14 protein-coding genes are annotated in these 16,605 nt (G+C 69.5%); 10 read left to right on the top strand and 4 right to left on the bottom strand.

The genetic code is table 11. From position 1 onward, the window contains the following. Nucleotides 1-5: 5 nt before the first annotated feature. The 4 genes from H5411_RS35135 to H5411_RS35120 all read right to left on the bottom strand — a co-directional run bounded on the left by H5411_RS35135 (nt 6) and on the right by H5411_RS35120 (nt 7,183). Entirely contained in the window at nt 6-1,283 is a 1,278-nt protein-coding gene (locus tag H5411_RS35135; protein WP_167442043.1) for a cytochrome P450, read from the bottom strand. A gap of 712 nt (nt 1,284-1,995) precedes the next feature. Continuing rightward, nucleotides 1,996-2,883: an ROK family protein gene (locus H5411_RS35130; RefSeq protein WP_101438760.1), complete on the bottom strand. Its 888-nt coding sequence runs from the start codon at nt 2,881-2,883 to the stop codon at nt 1,996-1,998. Further along, on the bottom strand, nt 2,880-5,750 hold the full coding sequence (locus H5411_RS35125; protein ID WP_101438759.1) for a glycoside hydrolase family 2 protein: 2,871 nt from the start codon (nt 5,748-5,750) through the stop codon (nt 2,880-2,882). Before H5411_RS35125 ends, H5411_RS35130 begins: the two co-directional genes overlap by 4 nt. Next, a complete protein-coding gene (locus H5411_RS35120; RefSeq protein WP_101438758.1) occupies nt 5,747-7,183 on the bottom strand; it encodes an APC family permease in 1,437 nt (478 codons plus the stop codon). Before H5411_RS35120 ends, H5411_RS35125 begins: the two co-directional genes overlap by 4 nt. A gap of 271 nt (nt 7,184-7,454) precedes the next feature. On the opposite strand from H5411_RS35120, the gene H5411_RS35115 reads away from it, so the two are divergent. From H5411_RS35115 to H5411_RS35070, 10 genes are all read left to right on the top strand, one after another. Further along, nucleotides 7,455-7,994: a GNAT family N-acetyltransferase gene (locus tag H5411_RS35115; protein ID WP_101438757.1), complete on the top strand. Its 540-nt coding sequence runs from the start codon at nt 7,455-7,457 to the stop codon at nt 7,992-7,994. A gap of 101 nt (nt 7,995-8,095) precedes the next feature. Next, on the top strand, nt 8,096-9,175 hold the full coding sequence (locus H5411_RS35110; RefSeq protein WP_101438756.1) for a J domain-containing protein: 1,080 nt from the start codon (nt 8,096-8,098) through the stop codon (nt 9,173-9,175). Between the two features lie 39 nt (nt 9,176-9,214). Then, a complete protein-coding gene (locus tag H5411_RS35105) occupies nt 9,215-9,862 on the top strand; it encodes a DUF998 domain-containing protein (RefSeq protein ID WP_101438755.1) in 648 nt (215 codons plus the stop codon). Nucleotides 9,863-10,017: 155 nt separating this feature from the next. Beyond that, nucleotides 10,018-10,788 (top strand): 3-oxoacyl-ACP reductase FabG, encoded by a 771-nt coding sequence (gene fabG / locus H5411_RS35100; RefSeq protein ID WP_101438754.1) that lies wholly within the window; start codon nt 10,018-10,020, stop codon nt 10,786-10,788. Between the two features lie 5 nt (nt 10,789-10,793). Then, on the top strand, nt 10,794-11,246 hold the full coding sequence (locus tag H5411_RS35095) for a MaoC family dehydratase (RefSeq protein ID WP_101438753.1): 453 nt from the start codon (nt 10,794-10,796) through the stop codon (nt 11,244-11,246). A 34-nt stretch (nt 11,247-11,280) separates the two neighbouring features. After that, nucleotides 11,281-12,306 (top strand): phosphotransferase family protein, encoded by a 1,026-nt coding sequence (locus tag H5411_RS35090; RefSeq protein WP_101438752.1) that lies wholly within the window; start codon nt 11,281-11,283, stop codon nt 12,304-12,306. Beyond that, nucleotides 12,306-13,529 carry an acyl-CoA dehydrogenase family protein gene (locus tag H5411_RS35085; protein WP_101438751.1) on the top strand — a complete coding sequence of 408 codons (1,224 nt, stop codon included), beginning with the start codon at nt 12,306-12,308 and terminating at the stop codon, nt 13,527-13,529. Before H5411_RS35090 ends, H5411_RS35085 begins: the two co-directional genes overlap by 1 nt. After that, the gene (locus tag H5411_RS35080) at nt 13,526-14,704 is read left to right on the top strand and encodes an acyl-CoA dehydrogenase family protein (protein ID WP_101438750.1); all 1,179 of its coding nucleotides are present in this window, start codon (nt 13,526-13,528) and stop codon (nt 14,702-14,704) included. Before H5411_RS35085 ends, H5411_RS35080 begins: the two co-directional genes overlap by 4 nt. Then, the gene (locus tag H5411_RS35075; RefSeq protein ID WP_101438749.1) at nt 14,701-15,795 is read left to right on the top strand and encodes an acyl-CoA dehydrogenase family protein; all 1,095 of its coding nucleotides are present in this window, start codon (nt 14,701-14,703) and stop codon (nt 15,793-15,795) included. The genes H5411_RS35080 and H5411_RS35075 overlap by 4 nt, the downstream gene beginning before the upstream one ends. A gap of 125 nt (nt 15,796-15,920) precedes the next feature. Next, nucleotides 15,921-16,472, top strand: a complete 552-nt coding sequence (locus tag H5411_RS35070; protein ID WP_101438748.1) for a GrpB family protein — start codon at nt 15,921-15,923, stop codon at nt 16,470-16,472. The last annotated feature ends 133 nt before the right edge of the window (nt 16,473-16,605 follow it).

Raw genomic sequence — 16,605 nt, 5'->3', positions numbered from 1 at the left:
CGGCGTCAGTCCACCAGCACCGGCAGCGAGTCGAGCCCGTACACGATCGACACCTTCCGGAACGCCAGCTCCTCCGGCTGTACCGCGAGCCGCAGGTTGGGGAAGCGCCGGACCAGCGCCGGGTAGGCCGCTCGCAGCTCCATCCGGCCCAGTTCCGCGCCGATGCAGCGGTGGATCCCGTACCCGAACGCCAGGTGCGAGGAGGGCTCGCGGGTCGGGTCGAAGCGGTCCATGTCGCCCTTGCCGAGCACCGGGTCGCGGTCCGCGACCGACAGCGACACCAGCACGATGTCGCCCTCGCTGATGTGCACGCCCGCGATGTCCATGTCCTGCTTCGCGAACCGCGGGAACGCCATCTGCACGACCGTCAGGTACCGCAGCAGTTCCTCGACGAACCGGTGCACCGAATCGTCGTCGCCTCGGACCGCTTCGAACGCGGCCGGGTCGCGCAGCACCACCAGCGCGCCCAGCGCCAGCATGCTCGCCGTGGTCTCGAGACCGCCGGTCAGGAGGCCGTCCGCGAGACCGGCGAGTTCGCGGTCGTCGATCTCGTCGCCGTGCTCCTTGATCAGCATGCCGAGCAGGCCGTCGCCGGGCTGCTGGCGCTGCTTGCGCACGATCTCCAGCAGGTACCCCAGCGACTCCGAGATCGCCCCCAGCGACGCGCCGGCACCGCTGAACAGGTCGAACCGCGCGGTGCTCAGCCGCTGGAAGTCCGCCCGGTCCTCATAGGACACGCCGAGCAGCTCGCAGATCGTGAGCGAGGGAATGGGCAGCGCGAACTGCTCCCACAGGTCCACCGGCCCGTCCGCGGCGGCCATCGCGTCCAGCTGGCCCGCGACGATCTCGTCGATCCGCGGCGTCAGCCGGGAAAGCCGGCGCATCGTGAACTCGGGAGTCAGCAGCTTCCGCAACCGCGTGTGGACCGGCGGGTCGGCGAATCCGAGGCCGCCGGGGTTCTGGTCCTCGGTGACGCCCGCGTTGCCGACGAGGTTCGTGAAGTCGTTGCTGAACTCCGTGCCCTTCCCGAGGACAGCCTTGGCCTCCTCGTACCCGGTCACCAGCCAGGCGTTCATCCCGAACGGCAGGTCCAGCTTGCTGATCGGGGCCTCGGCGCGCAGCCGGCCGAGGTCCGGAACCGGGTCGAGCCCCTGGCGGCGCAACGGCTCCAGCGCCGAATCCGGCAGCAGCGCCATCTTCTCGAGATCGAAACCGCGCTTCTGCTGGCGGGCGATGTACCGGCGGCCGGCCCAAGCGAGGATGCGCGAACGGAGACTCCCCATGGCCGCGACAGTACCGCAACCATCCCCTCCTCCGGCCCCGGGCGGAGACGCCCGTCACCCCGCGACCAGCGCCGATCCACTGTGGACTTTCGTCACCCGGCCAGGTGACGGCCTCCGGGAATTGTCAGACCCTCCGGACAGAATGGCCCGCATCGGAATCGAGCTGCGTGACCAGCCGGTCGCAGCCGGTGAAAGTACGCGACGACAGTGCGAGTCCCGTGAGTGGCTCGCGGAGAAAGGGAGGAAGCGGACATGACTGCGGCGCTGATCGGGCTGGCCGCCGCGACCTTGCGTGCGCAGCTCTCGCGCGCCACAGCCAGCCACGGCGGCCTTGCCCTGACCGCCGGCGAGACCTGGATCGGCAAAACCACGCTGGTCAGCGCACTGGCCGACGACGCGCGCGAGCCAGGCGCGCTCGTCCTCGGCGGCACGTGCTGGGAGTTTGAGGCCGCACCCGGCTACGGGAGGCACCGGGAAGCCAGATTGCACAAATGGGCCGTCGCCAGCTCTTCCAACGCCAGGGCTACCGCGCCCACCACTGAAGCGTCGTGGTCGGACCGCGCGGGCACCGACTCCGGCGGGAACGGCACCGCAAAGCGGGCACCAGCACCTCAGCCGACCGAACCAACCCGCCGCCAAACGCGACCCGCGCTGCTCGACGTGGTACCCGTGACCGGCGAAGCGTCGAGACAACCCCGCCGGTCACGGAGTCTCATTCCCGCAACGCCAACGCCACCGCGCCCAGCAGCGAAGCGTCCTGGTCAAACCGCGCAGGCACCAACTCCGGCGGGAACGGCACCGCCGCCGCCAAACGTTCTCGCAGGGCGGGCAGCAGCACATCGGCCGATCGGACCAGTCCGCCGCCGACCGCGATTCGCGAGGGGTCGAAGGCGATCGCCAGGTTGGCTACGTGCATGGAAAGCTCGTCCAACGCCGAAGCGACGAGCTCCTTGGCTTCCGTATTTTCCCGCGCCAGTGCGAACAACTCCCCCGCCGTGACCGGGCGGCCGAGCAGCGCGGTCGCCCGCGTGCCCAGCCACCGGCCTCCGACGGCTTCTTCCAGCGGCGCCGCTCCGCTGGCGAATCCGTCGGCGTCTTGGGGGGTGCGCAGGTTGTACCCGATCTCCCCGGCCGCCCCGTTCGCGCCGGTCAGCAGGCGGCCTCCGACCAGGACCGCGGCGGCGATGCCGGTGCCCAGAGACAGGAAGACCGCCGGGTCGGCGCCGGCCAGGGTGCCCCAGGTCCATTCCGCCAAGGCGGCGGCTTTCGCGTCGGTGCCCACCGCGACCGGGACCGCTGGGAAAGCCGCGGACACCAGCTCGGCCAGGTGGAGTTTTTCCCAGCCGGGCACGTTCGGGGCCAGCAGGATCCGGTCCGGCAGCACGATTCCCGGGCTGACCACGCCGATCGCGGCTAGCCGGGAACCGGAAACCAGCTGGGCGGCGGCGGACAGCGCCCGGGCGACCACCTGTTCGGCGCCCGCTTCGGCGTCGGTGTCCAGGCGACGGGTCGCCAGCAGGGCGCCGGTCCGGTCGGACAGACCCAGCGCCACTTTCGTGCCGCCGAAGTCGATGCCCAGGATCAGGTCGTCCGATGTCACTCGCGGGTCCCCTCGATGACCGGCGGGACAGCCCCCTGGCTGTCCCGCTGCGGACCGGCCGGCACCACGACCCGGCCGGTGTTGAACCCGTCGACGCTGACGGTCGGGGCCGCGCCGTGAAGGTCGGCGGCCCGGTAGCGGACGGTCAGCGTCTGCGACTGGCCCGGCCACAACGTGATGTCGTTGTCGTCCCAGGTCGCAGCTGGCAGCTGGGACCCGTCAGTGGAGCGGCGCAAGTCCGCGCGCAGGAAGAAGCTGACCCCGGACGTCTTCGACGTGTTGGCGACCGTAACCGTCGTCTCGGTGTCCGTGCCGTCCGGGCCACGCGACGGACGCGTCGCAGCAGTCACGTTGACCTGCGATTTCGGCAGGTCCCGCAAGGCGGTGAGGTCGCCGTACTGGCTCATCGTCGCCTGCGGGTTCTGCAGCGTCTTCGCCCAGTCCACGACGTCCTTCTGCGTGGACATCCAGTAGACGTTGCGATCCACGACCTTCCCGCCCTGCCGCACCTGCAGCTCCACGAAGTACACCTGCGCCTTCGCCGGCGCCTTCGTCTCGGCCGGAGCCTTCGGCTTCAGCAACCCGGTCGCGACGCCCTGGCTGTCCAGCGAAACCGCCGGAGCGGTTTGGTCGTCGAGGACCTTGCCCGCGGTGTCGTACACCTTGGCCTGCACGGAAATCCCGTTCTGCCGCACCGCGCCCAGGTTGGACAACGCGACCGTGCCGGTGTCATAGGTGTACAGCGCGTGCAGCGGCTTATTCGCCTTCTGCGCACCGAAATACGCGCCCGGCTGGTCGCCGTCGTTGTTGTACAGCGCCCACAACAGCGTCGGCCAGCCCTTGTTCAGCTGCCAGTAGACCACGCCGGTCGACGGGTTCTGCTTGTCGTTGGCGTGCGCGAGGAACGCTTCGAACTGGGACCGGGTGTTCTCGTAGTTCGCGATCTGCGCGGACTCCACATAGGACTCCAGCGAATCCCATTTTCCGTACCGGCGGGCGATCGACTCGTCCAAGGTGTACAGCGTGCCGAACTTGTAGCCGCCGTGCCCGGGTTCGTAGTTCGCGTGGTACTGGTTGTACGCCGGGTCCTGCCACAGCTTCGTCTGCTCTGCCGGCGACAGGAACCGCCGGAGCGAATCCAGCGTCGGCACGGTGTGTCCGGCGCTCTGCTCGCTCGCGAAACCCCAGGCGCCGCCCGCGTTCGTGCGGCTCGGGTCGGTCTTGTCGAAGGTCGAGGAGTCGTACCAATAAGACGGCGGGACCCAGTCGTAGGGGCCTTCCTTCTCCCCCGACGGGCCGAGCGTCTTGGTGCTCTTGTACTCCGCCGACGCGATCACCGGCACGTCCCAGTCGGCTGCCTTGAACGCGCTCAGCGTTTCGCTTTCCTGCCGCGGGATCGGCTCGTTGTCGCTCCAGCCGTAGGTGATCACGCTGGGATGGCCGCGTTCGGCCTGCGCGATCGAATACGCGGAATCGTGCATGATCCGGTAGTCGCGGTCGGTCAGCTTCTCCGGATGTTCCGGCTGCCAGGCGTCGCAGCAGAGGAATCCGCCGAGCACCAGCAGTCCGGCGCGATCGGCCTGCTCGTAGAAGTCCGCGGGCATGTCGTGGCCTTCGAGGCGGACGCCGGACAGCCCCATGTTCTTGATCAGCGCGAGCTGGTGCGCGATGTCGGCCTTGTCGTAGCGCAGGAACAGGTCCGGCGCGAAACCACCGCCGCGGAACACGAAGTCGCGGCCGTTGACCGCGAACTTCCGTGCACCGTCCGGCAGCGCCGGCGACTTGCCGATCAGCTTCGACGTCACCGTCCGGATCCCGAAGGTCTGCGACGACGTTGTCGACACCACGCCGCCCTGCGAAACTGTCGTACCCAAGGTGTACAACGGCTGTGCACCCATCGAGTACGGCCACCACACCTGAGGCTTGACGATCTTCAACTGCGGGAACTTCGCCGGCGTGAACGTCACGGTCTGCTTGGCGTGCGCGGGAATCGTGACGTTCTGCTTCACGACGATCGGCGCGCCGCGGCCTGGCGGCGTGACCGTCGCGGTGACCTCGCCGGTCTGCGGCGTGTCCGCGTCATTGGTGACGTCGACCTTCGCGGTCAGCGAGGACGTCGACAGGTCCGCCGCGTTGTCCTGCACGACGTGCGCGTTGTCGCCGCTCAGCGCGTCCGACAGCTGCAGCCTCGGCGGGAATTGGAGACCGGTGTTGTTGTCCGGCACGATCTGCGCCCAGTCGGCCTGGTCGAGCGTGTACATCGAATTCGGGTCGTTCGGGTACATCTTGACCGCGAGCGTGTTCTTGCCCGGCCGCAGGAGTTTCGTGACGTCGAAGGTGTGGCCCGCGTACGCGCCGCTCATCACGTCCTTGCCCGCGACGAGCGTGCCGTTGAGCCACACGTCGCCCTCGCCGACGACGCCCGGGATGGTCAGCTTCGCGTTCTTGCCCGGCCGGAAACCGGGGTCGAAATCGGTGCGGAACCACCACGGGTCCATGAACTGCTTCGTGGTGACCGGCCCGCGCTTCGTCTGGTAGCCGAAGCATTTGCGCATGTTGTCGGAGTAAAAGACATTCGGGCACTTGCCGTTCTGCACCAGCGCGTTGATCTCGGTGCCCGGCGCGCCCGCGTCGTCCGGCTTCACCTTCAGCCAGCCTTGCGTCGGGTAGCCGAGCTTCGACACCGCCGTGCCGTCGTCCTTGACCTGCGCGGTCGTCAGCACCTGCCAGCCGCCGAGGCCGATCGTCGACGGGCCTTGCGGACCGGATGTCGCCGCCGTTTCCGGTTGCTGTGCGGAAGCAGTGGCCGAAACGACTCCAGGAACCAGAACCAGCGCGACGATCCCGGCGATCAGCGGTTTCCTCATGACTCCACCCCCGAGACCGGCTGGGCCGCGAACGCCTCGCGGATTTCCTTGGGACCGAACGGCCACACCTTTTCCTTCGAGGCATAGATCAGGAAGGCGACGACCCCGAGGACGATCCAGGCGATCGAGAGCCAGATCGACAGCCAGCTGGCGGATACATACACGTAAACCCACCCGAGGAGCGCGATGATCGTCGGCACCGGATACAGCACCTGCCGGTAAGGCCGCTTGAGATGCGGCTGCCGGCGGCGCAGCACGACGATCGCGGCGACCTGCGCGAGCGACTGGATGATCACCAGCACCGTGACCGCCGCGTTGATCACGTCAGTCAGAGTGAACAGCGAGCCGATCGCGGTGATCAGCCCCATCGCGAGCACGCCCGCGGTCGGGAGGTGCAGCTTCGGGTGCAGTTTGCCGAACACCGGCAGGAACACCTTGTCGCGCGCGGCTTCGAACGGCACCCGCGACCCGCCGAGCAGGCCCGCGAACACCGAACCGATCGCGGCGATCACGATGAAGACGGTGACGATCTTGGCGGCCACCGAACCCCACGCCTGCTCCAGCACCGACGACGCCACCGACGTCGCGCTCTTGATCGATTCCAGCGGCTGCGAGCCGAGAACGCCGACCTGCAGCAGGAAGTAGAGCGTCATGATGCCGAGGATGGAGAAGATGATCGAGCGCGGGAGCGTCCGGCCCGGGTCGCGGACCTCGCCGCCGAGGTAGGCGCTCGTGTTGTAGCCGAGGTAGTCGTAGACGGCGATGACCAGGCCCGCGCCGAGACCGGACCAGAACGCGCCGCTCGAGCCGAAGGCTCCCGGGGTGAAGGCGAACGCCTGGTGCGCGTCGAAGTGCGTGAACGCCGCGATGATCACCGCGAAGACGGCGAACAGCATGACCAGGAAGAGTGCGGTGGTGAGCTTGCCGATCTGGCCGATCCGGCGGAACAGCGCGAGCACGATCAGCACGACGAGGCCGACGCCGATGGCCTTGCCCAGCGGGGTGACGCCGTCCGCGTCGGTCACGCCCGGCACCAGGTAGCCCAGGTACTGGACCAGCCCGATGATGCCGGTGGACATGATGAGCGGGATGAACAGCACCGCGCTCCAGGCGAACAGGAACGGCATCAGCCGGCCGGTGCGGTACTGGAACGCTTCGCGCAGGTAGATGTAGGTGCCGCCGGCCCCGGGCAGCGCCGCGCCCAGTTCGGCCCACACCAGCCCGTCGGCGAGCGCGATGATCGCGCCGATGATCCAGCCGAACATCGCCTGCGGGCCGCCCATGGTCGCGACCATCGCGGGGATGGTGACGAACGGGCCGATCCCGCACATCTGCGTCATGTTGATCGCGGTCGCCTGCAGCGGCCCGATCCGGCGTTCGAGACCGTTCCCCGGAAGGGTCGCGGAGTCCCCCGGGCGGGTGGGTGAGCTCACGTCGTGCCTCCATCCAATAGTTAGTAAAGCTTCTTAACATAGAAGGAACGGGGTGCGGAAGGGCTGCGTCCGGAAAGTTGCCGAAACCGGTGCGGGAGTGGGAGAAGGGGCCGGTGGGGCACGGGCGGCGGGACCGGACGGAAGCACCGCTGGCCTGGGCCGGGGATCCCCGGGGCAACGGGCCGGCAGGACGAGCGGAAAACCGGCTGACGAGCGGCCCTGCCGCTGCCAGACTGCTTCCCCACATCCGCCCAAGCCGGGGAGCGTTCGCGTGCAGTCCCAACCGATCTTGCCCACCGAACGGATCCGCCTCGTCCCGTTGTCCGCCGGACATCTCGAGCACCTGGCCGGGCTCTCCGCCGATCCAGAAGTGATGCGTTATCTCGGCGGCGTGCTGACCCGGGAGCAGGCCGCGGAAGAGCTCCGGACGACCCTCGAGTACGCCGCTGGCGGCCTCGGTTGCTGGACCGGGTTCGTCGACGGCGGTTTCGCCGGATTCTGGTCCCTGCGGCCAGGGGAATTCCCGGGGCAAGCGGAATTGGGCTATCGGCTGCTCCGTGCGCATTGGCGGCAAGGACTCGCCAAGGAAGGCGCGCGCGAACTGCTCCGGCACGGGTTCCAAGACGTCGGCCTCGGCCGCATCTTCGCCCGGACCGCAGCCGCCAACAAAGGCTCCCAGGCGACGATGGCGTCCCTCGGGCTCCGGCACGTCCGGGACTTCGTCGCCGACCCCGAGTACTTCGCGCCGGGCGACGACCTGCACGCGGTCGAGTACGCCGTCGGCCGCGAAGAATGGCTGGCCCGGGGCTAGCGGAAACAGGTTCACCCCGGCGCGCCGCGGAGGCGGATGGCACGCCGCCCCGGCGACCCCATATCGTTGCGCGGGCAGCCTTCCGGAGGTGGAACCCGACTGTGCCCGACTACTACGCGGTACTCGGCGTGGGGAAAACCGCGTCGCCCACGGAGATCAAGGCCGCCTACCGTCGGCTGGCCAAGACGTTGCACCCGGACGCGGGCGGCACGGTCGGCACGTTCCAGCTGTTGCGCGAGGCCTACGACACCCTCGCCGACCCCAACGAACGCGCGCGCTACGACGCCGGCGTTCCGGCCGCCTCGGTGCCCAAGCCGCGGCCGCGGCGGCGGTTCGGCGAGCAGCCCGGCTATTGCCCGGAACCACCCGACATCGATCCGGAAAGCCTGGAGTGGTGGTCGTTCGCCGCGGCCGACCCGCGGATGCGGCACGGGCGGCGGCGCGGGCCGGGGCACACGCCGGTCGTCGCGGCGCTCGCCGGTGCGGTGCTGGTGTTGCTGCCGCTGGTCGCCGACATCGACTTCACGCCGCCGGTGCTGGTCGCCTGGTTCGCGCTCACCGCGGGCACCGCGTTGCTGGTCCACCGGCTCGCCCGCGGCTACCTGTCCGCGCGCCGCGCCCGGCACGAGTTCGCGGAGGAATTCGGCGGCAGCGCGGTGTTCGGCTCCCCCGGCGCCGAGGCCGACGAGCTGGCCGAACGGCTCACCGCCGAGCTGCTGGAGCGGTATCTGACCCGGCTGCCCGGCGCGCGCATCTTCCACGGTCTCGCGTGGCCCGGTTCGGTGTTCGCCGACGTCGACCACGCGGTGCTGTGCGGAAAACGCCTGGTCCTGATCGAGTCGAAGCTGTGGCTGCCCGGGCATTACGAAACCGCCGAGGACGGACGCCTGCTGCGCAACGGCCGCCCGTTCCGCGGCGGCGGCAGCCAGCTGGGAGAAAGCCTGCAGCGCTACCGCGAACTGCTGCCCGGGGTCGCGCTGCGCGGCGCGATGATCGTGTACCCCAGCCGCGACGGCGAGGTCACCACCGCCGAACCGGACGGCGAACCCGGGCCGCCGATGACGCCGGAGCAGTTCCTGCACGAGATCGGCGGCTGGCTGTCCGCCGAACCGTCCACTGTGGACCACAACGCGCTCCGCACGGTGCGCGCGCAGGTGACCGGAACCGGCCGGGCGGCCTGACTCACCGGGGACATATCCGGCACCTGTCACGCTTTGTGCATGACAACGGTTTCCGCGGACCGCCGTCCCGCCCTGTTCGCACTGGCCGGGATCGCCGCGCTCGCTCTCGGCGCCGTTCTGGTGCTGCTGTTGCAGGTGGTGCCGCCCACCGACGAGATCAGCGCGACCCGGCGGACTATCAGCGAATACGGGCTGTCGGACCACAAATGGGTCTTCGACCTGGCAGTCGTGCTGGTCGCGGCCGGTTCGGCGGTGGCACTCGCCGTGCTGCGGCTGCAGGGACGGCTGCCGGTCGTCGCGGCCGTGCTCGGAGCGTTCTGGACAGCCGGGTTGCTGGTGATCGTCGCGTTCCCGAAGACCGATTGGACCAACGCGGCGGCGACGGGCGCGGGCGGCACGCTGCACCGGATCGCCAGCGTCATCGCCTTTGTCTGTCTTCCGCTCGCTGTGCTGATCTCGGCGCGCACAGCCTTTCCGGATTCGCCGCGCCGCCGGATTCTCGCCCGCACGCTCGCCGTGGCGTCGCTCGCCTGGTTCGCGGTCATCCTCGGCGCGGTCGCGGTCGCCGCGCTGACCGACCAGCACTGGTGGCTGCTCATCCCCTTGGGTCTCGTCGAACGCGGGATGGCGCTCACCGAACTCGTCGCACTGGCCGCCTTGGCCGCACCGCTGCGCACCCGCCGCTGAGCCCGCCCCGATCGGACGAGGGGCTCGCGGTGCACGCGTAATAAGCGTACGCTTAGCCGCCAGCGACGGGTGCCGCGCCGTGGCATCCTGCGCAAGGCAGTCCGAGCAGGCGCAGGCCCGTCCGGACGTGCCGCCCGAGCAGGCTTTCCCCGACGATGAGGAGATCCCCCGTGACCGCTTCCCGTGTGGCCATCGTGACCGGCGCCGGCCGTGGCATCGGCGCCGCCGTAGCCCGCCGCCTCGCCTCCGACGGGTTCGCCGTCGGCCTGCTGGACCTCGACGAGGCCGGGGTGAACAAAGGCGCCGAGGAGATCGTCGCCGACGGCGGCCGGGCGATCGGCGTCGCGCTGGACGTCAGCGACGCCGAGCAGGTCGAGGCCGCGGTGACCCGCGTGGCCGAGGAACTGGGCGCGCCGACCGTGCTGATCAACAACGCCGGCATCACCCGCGACAACCTGCTGTTCAAGATGACCGAACAGGACTGGGACTCGGTGCTGAACGTGCACCTGCGCGGTTCGTTCCTGATGACCCGGGCCGTGCAGAAGTACCAGACGCAGGAGAAGTGGGGCCGGATCGTCAACCTGTCCAGCACGTCGGCGCTGGGCAACCGCGGCCAGGTCAACTACTCCGCGGCCAAGGCGGGCATGCAGGGCTTCACCAAGACGCTGGCGATCGAACTGGGCAAGTTCGGCGTCACCGCCAACGCGATCGCGCCCGGCTTCATCGCCACCGACATGACCGCGGCGACCGCCGAGCGCGTCGGCATGAGCTTCGAGGACTTCAAGGCCGCGGCCGCGGCGCAGATCCCGGTGCAGCGCGTCGGCACGCCCGAGGACATCGCGAACGTCGCGTCGTTCCTGGTCAGCGAGGGCGCGGGATTCGTGTCCGGCCAGGTCATCTACGTCGCCGGCGGACCGAAGGACTGATCGCGATGCGCGTGTTCTCCGATGTCGCCGAACTCGCCGAAGCAGTGGGCGGGCCCTTGGGCACGAGCGAATGGCACACCGTCACCCAGGAGCAGGTGCAGCTGTTCGCCGACGCCACCGGCGACCACCAGTGGATCCACCTCGACACCGAAAAGGCCGCGGCCGGCCCGTTCGGCACGACGATCGCGCACGGGTTCCTGACGCTGTCGCTGATCCCGGCGTTCCTCCCGGAGATCTACCGGGTCGAGGGCCTGAAGATGGGCATCAACTACGGCCTCAACAAGGTGCGGTTCCCGCAGCCGGTGAAGGTGGGCTCGCGGGTGCGCGGGACCGCTGAGCTGGTCGAGCTGACCGACGTGCCCGGCGGCAAGCAGGCCGTGGTGCGCTGGACCGTCGAGATCGACGGCGAGGACAAACCCGCCTGCGTCGCCGAGATGGTTTCCCGGCTCATCCTCTGAACCCTTGACCTCGCACGAAACTGGAGTCCCTCCGATGACCGAAACCGACCCGCCCGGCCTCGATCTGGCGAGGCTGCGCGCCCATCTCGACCGCGAGCGGCCCGGGCTCGTCTCCGGCGCTCTCACCGCGGAAGTGGTGCAGGGCGGGCGGTCCAACCTCACCTATCTCGTCTCCGACGGAGAGCAGCGCTGGGTCGTGCGCCGTCCGCCGCTCGGCCACGTGCTGCCGACCGCGCACGACATGCGCCGCGAGTTCCGCGTGATGAGCGGCCTCGCCGGAACCCCGGTCCCGGTGCCGGAAACCGTGCTGCTGTGCGAGGACGCGGACGTGCTCGGCGCGCAGTTCTACGTGATGCAGTACGTCGAGGGCACGCCGTACCGGACAGCCGAGGAGCTGGAGCGGCTCGGCCCGCAGCGGACGAGGGCGATCGCCGATTCGCTGGTGGACACGCTCGTCGACCTGCACTCGGTCGATCCGGAAGCGGTCGGGCTGGGCGATTTCGGCCGTCCGGAGGGCTTTCTGGAACGCCAGCTGCGCCGGTGGAAGAAGCAGCTCGACGGTTCGCGCAGCCGCGACCTGCCGGGCGCGGACCGGCTGCACGACCAGCTCGCCGCGGCGATCCCGGCGTCCGGCCCGCCCGCCATCGTGCACGGCGACTACCGGCTGGACAACGTGCTCGTCGACGGGGACGACCGGATCACCGCGGTGCTGGACTGGGAGATGTCCACGCTCGGCGACCCGCTCACCGATCTCGGCTTGATGGTCACCTACGCGCAGCGCGACCAGCTCTCGCTGCCGATGGTGTCCAACGCCAGCAGCGCGCCCGGCTATCCGGACACCGACGAGACGATCGCCCGCTACGCGCAGCGGTCCGGCCGCGATCTGTCCGCGCTGGACTGGTACGTGAGCTTCGCGTTCTTCAAGCTCGCGGTGATCCTCGAGGGCATCTACTTCCGTTTCCAGCAAGGAAAAACCGTCGGCGAGGGCTTCGACCAGATCGGTGCCGCCGTCGCCCCCCTGATCGAGCAGGGCAGCAAGACGCTCACCAAGGAGAACTGATGGACTTCGCGTTCGACGCCCGCACCGAGGAACTGCGCGGGCAGCTGCTCGAATTCATGGATTCGCACGTCTACCCGGCCGAGGCTGTTTTCCACGAGCAGCTGGCCGCGCGCACCGACCCGTGGTCGCCGCCGCCGGTCGTCGACGAGCTGAAGGCCGAGGCGCGCAAACGCGGGCTGTGGAACTTCTTCCTGCCCGGCGACCACGGCGCGGGCCTGACCAACCTGCAGTACGCGCCGCTGGCCGAGATCACCGGGCGCAGCCCGCATCTCGCGCCCGCCGCGGTGAACTGCGCCGCGCCGGACACCGGGAACATGGAAGTGCTGACCATGTTCGGCAGCGAGCAGCAGAAAAAGCAGTGGCTGGAACCGTTGCTGGCCGGGGAGATCCGCTCGGCGTTCGCGATGACCGAACCCGACGTGGCTTCTTCGGACGCGCGCAACATCGCGACGAGCATCCGCCGCGAGGGCGACGAGTACGTCGTCAACGGGCGCAAGTGGTACATCACCGGCGCGATGAACCCGAACTGCAAGATCTTCATCGTGATGGGCAAGACCGATCCGGACGCGCCCGCGCACAAGCAGCAGAGCATGATCCTCGTCCCGCGCGACACGCCGGGGCTGACCGTCGTGCGCGGCATGCAGGTGTTCGGCTACACCGACAGCGACCACGGCGGGCACGCCGAGGTGCTTTTCGAGGACGTCCGGGTGCCCGCGGAAAACCTGATCGCCGACGAGGGTTCCGGGTTCGCCATCGCGCAGGCCCGCCTCGGGCCGGGCCGCATCCACCACTGCATGCGCGCGATCGGCATGGCGGAGCGGGCGCTGGAGGCGATGTGCCGCCGGACGCTGTCGCGCGAGACGTTCGGCCGTCCGATCGCCGATTCCGGCGTGGTGCAGGACTGGATCGCCGAGGCTCGCGTGCGGATCGAACAGCAGCGGCTGCTGGTCCTCAAGACCGCGTGGCTGATGGACACCGTCGGCAACCAGGGCGCGCACACCGAGATCCAGGCGATCAAGATCTCCACCCCGCTGACCGTCGAATGGATCCTGGACAAGGCGATCCAGGCGCACGGCGCGGGCGGTGTTTCGCAGGACTTCCCGCTCGCGGAGATCTGGGCCGGGGTGCGCACGCTGCGGCTCGCCGACGGTCCGGACGAGGTGCACAAGCGTTCGCTGGCGCGGCGCGAGCTGAAGAAGTACCGGACGGAGGCGGGCAAATGACCGCCGAAGAGCTGCGCGCGCAGGTCGCGGAGTTCCTGGCGGCGCACGATCCCGCGACGATGTCCACTGTGGACTTCCTGCGGGCCCGCTTCGACGCCGGGCTCGCCTGGGTGCACTTCCCCGAGGGGCTCGGCGGACAGGGTGCTCCGCGCGCGCTGCAGGGCGAGGTCGAGGCCGCTTTCGCCGCGGCCGGCGCGCCGGACAACAACCCGCGCCGGATCCTGATCGGGCTCGGCATGGCCGCGCCGACCATCCTCGCGTTCGGCACCGAGGAGCAGAAGAAGCGCTACCTCCGTCCACTGTGGACTGGCGAGGAAGTGTGGTGCCAGCTGTTCAGCGAACCGGGCGCCGGCTCCGACCTCGCCGCGCTGGCGACGCGCGCGGTCCGCGACGGCGACGACTGGGTCGTGACCGGGCAGAAGGTGTGGACGTCCAGCGCGCATCTCGCGCAGTGGGCCATCCTCGTCACCCGCACCGATCCGGACGTGCCGAAGCACCAGGGCATGACGTACTTCCTGTGCGACATGACCGCGCCCGGCGTCGAGGTCCGGCCGCTGCGGCAGATCACCGGCGAGGCGGAGTTCAACGAGGTCTTCCTGACCGACGTGCGGATTCCGGATTCCCAGCGGCTCGGCGCGGTCGGCGAGGGCTGGAAGGTCGCGCAGACCACGTTGATGAACGAACGCGTCGCGATCGGCGGCACCGCGATGCCGCGCGAGGGCGGCATGATCGGGCTCGTCGCGAAGACGTGGCGGGACCGTCCGGAGCTGCGCACGCCGGAACTGCGCGACCGGCTCGTGCAGCACTGGGTCGAAGCCGAATCGCTGCGGCTGGCCGGAGAAAGGCAGCGGCAGCAGCTCGCCGTGGGCGCGCCCGGCCCGGAGGGTTCGGCGATGAAGGTGGCGTTCGCCGAGCTCAACCAGCAGCTGTCCGGCCTGGAGCTGGAGCTGCTCGGCGAAGAGGGCCTCCGCTACGAGGACTGGACGATGCGCCGTCCGGAACAGGTCGACTTCTTCGGCCGCGACGCCGGGTACCGGTACTTGCGCGCCAAGGGGAATTCGATCGAGGGCGGCACCTCGGAGGTGCTGCGGAACATCATTTCCGAACGCGTGCTGGGGCTGCCGTCCGAGCCGCGGGTGGACAAGGACGTCGCCTGGAAGGACCTGCCGCGATGAGCACCCCGGACCTGCTGTACTCGGAGGTGGAAGAGGATCTGCGGTCGTCGGTGCGGGCGCTGCTCGCCGACCGCGCCGGGCCGGCCGCGCTGCTGGCGCGGGTCGAAACGGACACGCCGTACGACCTCTCCCTGTGGAAGACGCTGGCCGCCGACCTCGGCACGGCGGGCCTGATGGTGCCGGAATCCCTGGGCGGACACGGGGCTTCGACGCGCGAGGTCGCGGTCGTCATGGAGGAACTGGGCCGAAGCGTCGCGCCGGTGCCGTATCTCGGCAGCGCGGTGCTCGCGACGGCCGCGCTGCTGGCGGCGGGCTCGGATCTGCTCCCCCAGCTCGCTTCCGGTTCGGTGATCGGCGCTCTGGCGGTGCCTTTGTCGACCGCTCCGGGTTCGCCTTTCCCTTCTGCGGTTTCGTTTCTGGACGGAACCTTGACCGGGCGAGTGTCCACAGTGGTCGATGCTTCGGTCGCGGATCTGCTGGTCGTTCCGGCGGTCGGTCCGGACGGGCCTGGCCTTTACGCCGTGGACGCTTCCGCGGCGACGGTGACCGAGGCCGTGTCGCTGGACCACACCCGGCGGATCGCCGACGTGACCCTGGATTCCGCTGCCGCGCAAGTGATTTGCACGGGTACCGCAGCGGCGGAGGCGTTGGACAGCGCCCTGACGACTGCGGCGGGGCTGCTGGCTTCGGAGCAGACTGGGATCACCGAGTGGGCGCTGACGGAGACCGTGACGTACCTGAAGGGGCGGTACCAATTCGGCCGTCCGGTCGGGGGTTTTCAGTCTCTGAAGCACCGGTTGGCGAACCTGTACACGGAATTGGTCAACGCGCGGGCGACGGCTCGGTACGCGGCCGATGCGCTGGCGACCGGGAACGACGTGCCGATCGCGGTGGCGGTCGCGCAGGCCCGAGTGTCGCCGATCGCGGTGCACGCGGCTGAGGAGGCGATTCAGCTGCACGGCGGGATCGGGATGACGTGGGAACATCCGGCGCATCTTTACCTGAAGCGGGCCAAGAGCGATCAGCTCGCCTTCGGCACGCCGGGGCGGCATCGGGCACGGCTGGCTGATCTGGTGGATCTGCCTGCCTGAGGTTTTTGCCTGAGGTTTTTGGCTGAGGTTTTTGTCGGTGGCCGGGGTTAGCGTGGTTGGCATGGACGAGACCCCGGCTTCACCGATTTTCCGGCACGCGCGGCCGTTGTTTCGGAGGCTGCGCTATGGCTGATCTGCCCGACGCTCCGGCTTGGGCTTATGAGCCACCGGAAATCCATCCCCCGGATCCGGCGTGGGCGTCGCGGGGTTCCGCATTGTGCGCGAAACTCTCGCGGCTGCTCGCACTGTGGCTCGCGCCTGGGCGGGTCGAGCATGTCGGCTCGACAGCGGTCCCCGGGTTGGCGGCCAAACCGGTGCTCGACGTGATGGCCCCGATGCGGGATCTGTCGGCGGAGACGGTTTCGGCGGTGGTACCGGTGCTTTCCGCTGAGGGGTGGTGTTTCGTGCCGCCGGTACTGGACGTTGCGGCGCCGTGGCGACGGTTCTTCGTGCTCCCAGACGCGGCGGGTCGGCGGCGGGTGGCGCATCTGCATCTGCTGCCGGAGGGACATCCGAGGTGGCGGGCACAGCTGAAATTCCGGAACGCACTGCGGGCGGATCCTGGGTTGGCTGAGGAGTACGCCGAGGTGAAGCGGCGGCTGGCTGGGGAGGTCACGGATCGGGAGGAGTACACGGCGGGAAAAACGGAGTTCGTACGGCGGGTCCTGGGCGGCTGAGGGGCAGGGCGGTCAGGGCTGTCGGCTGAGGGGCTGGCCGTTGAGGGGCTGGGCGGTCGGGGCTGGCCGTTGAGGGGCTGTCGGTTGAGGGGCTGTCGGTTGAGGGGCTGTCCGCCATCGCCAGGACGGATTT

Source organism: Amycolatopsis echigonensis, assembly GCF_014174495.1.
GTDB classification, from domain to species: Bacteria; Actinomycetota; Actinomycetes; order Mycobacteriales; family Pseudonocardiaceae; genus Amycolatopsis; species Amycolatopsis echigonensis.
This window is presented reverse-complemented; position numbering and strand designations above follow the sequence as displayed.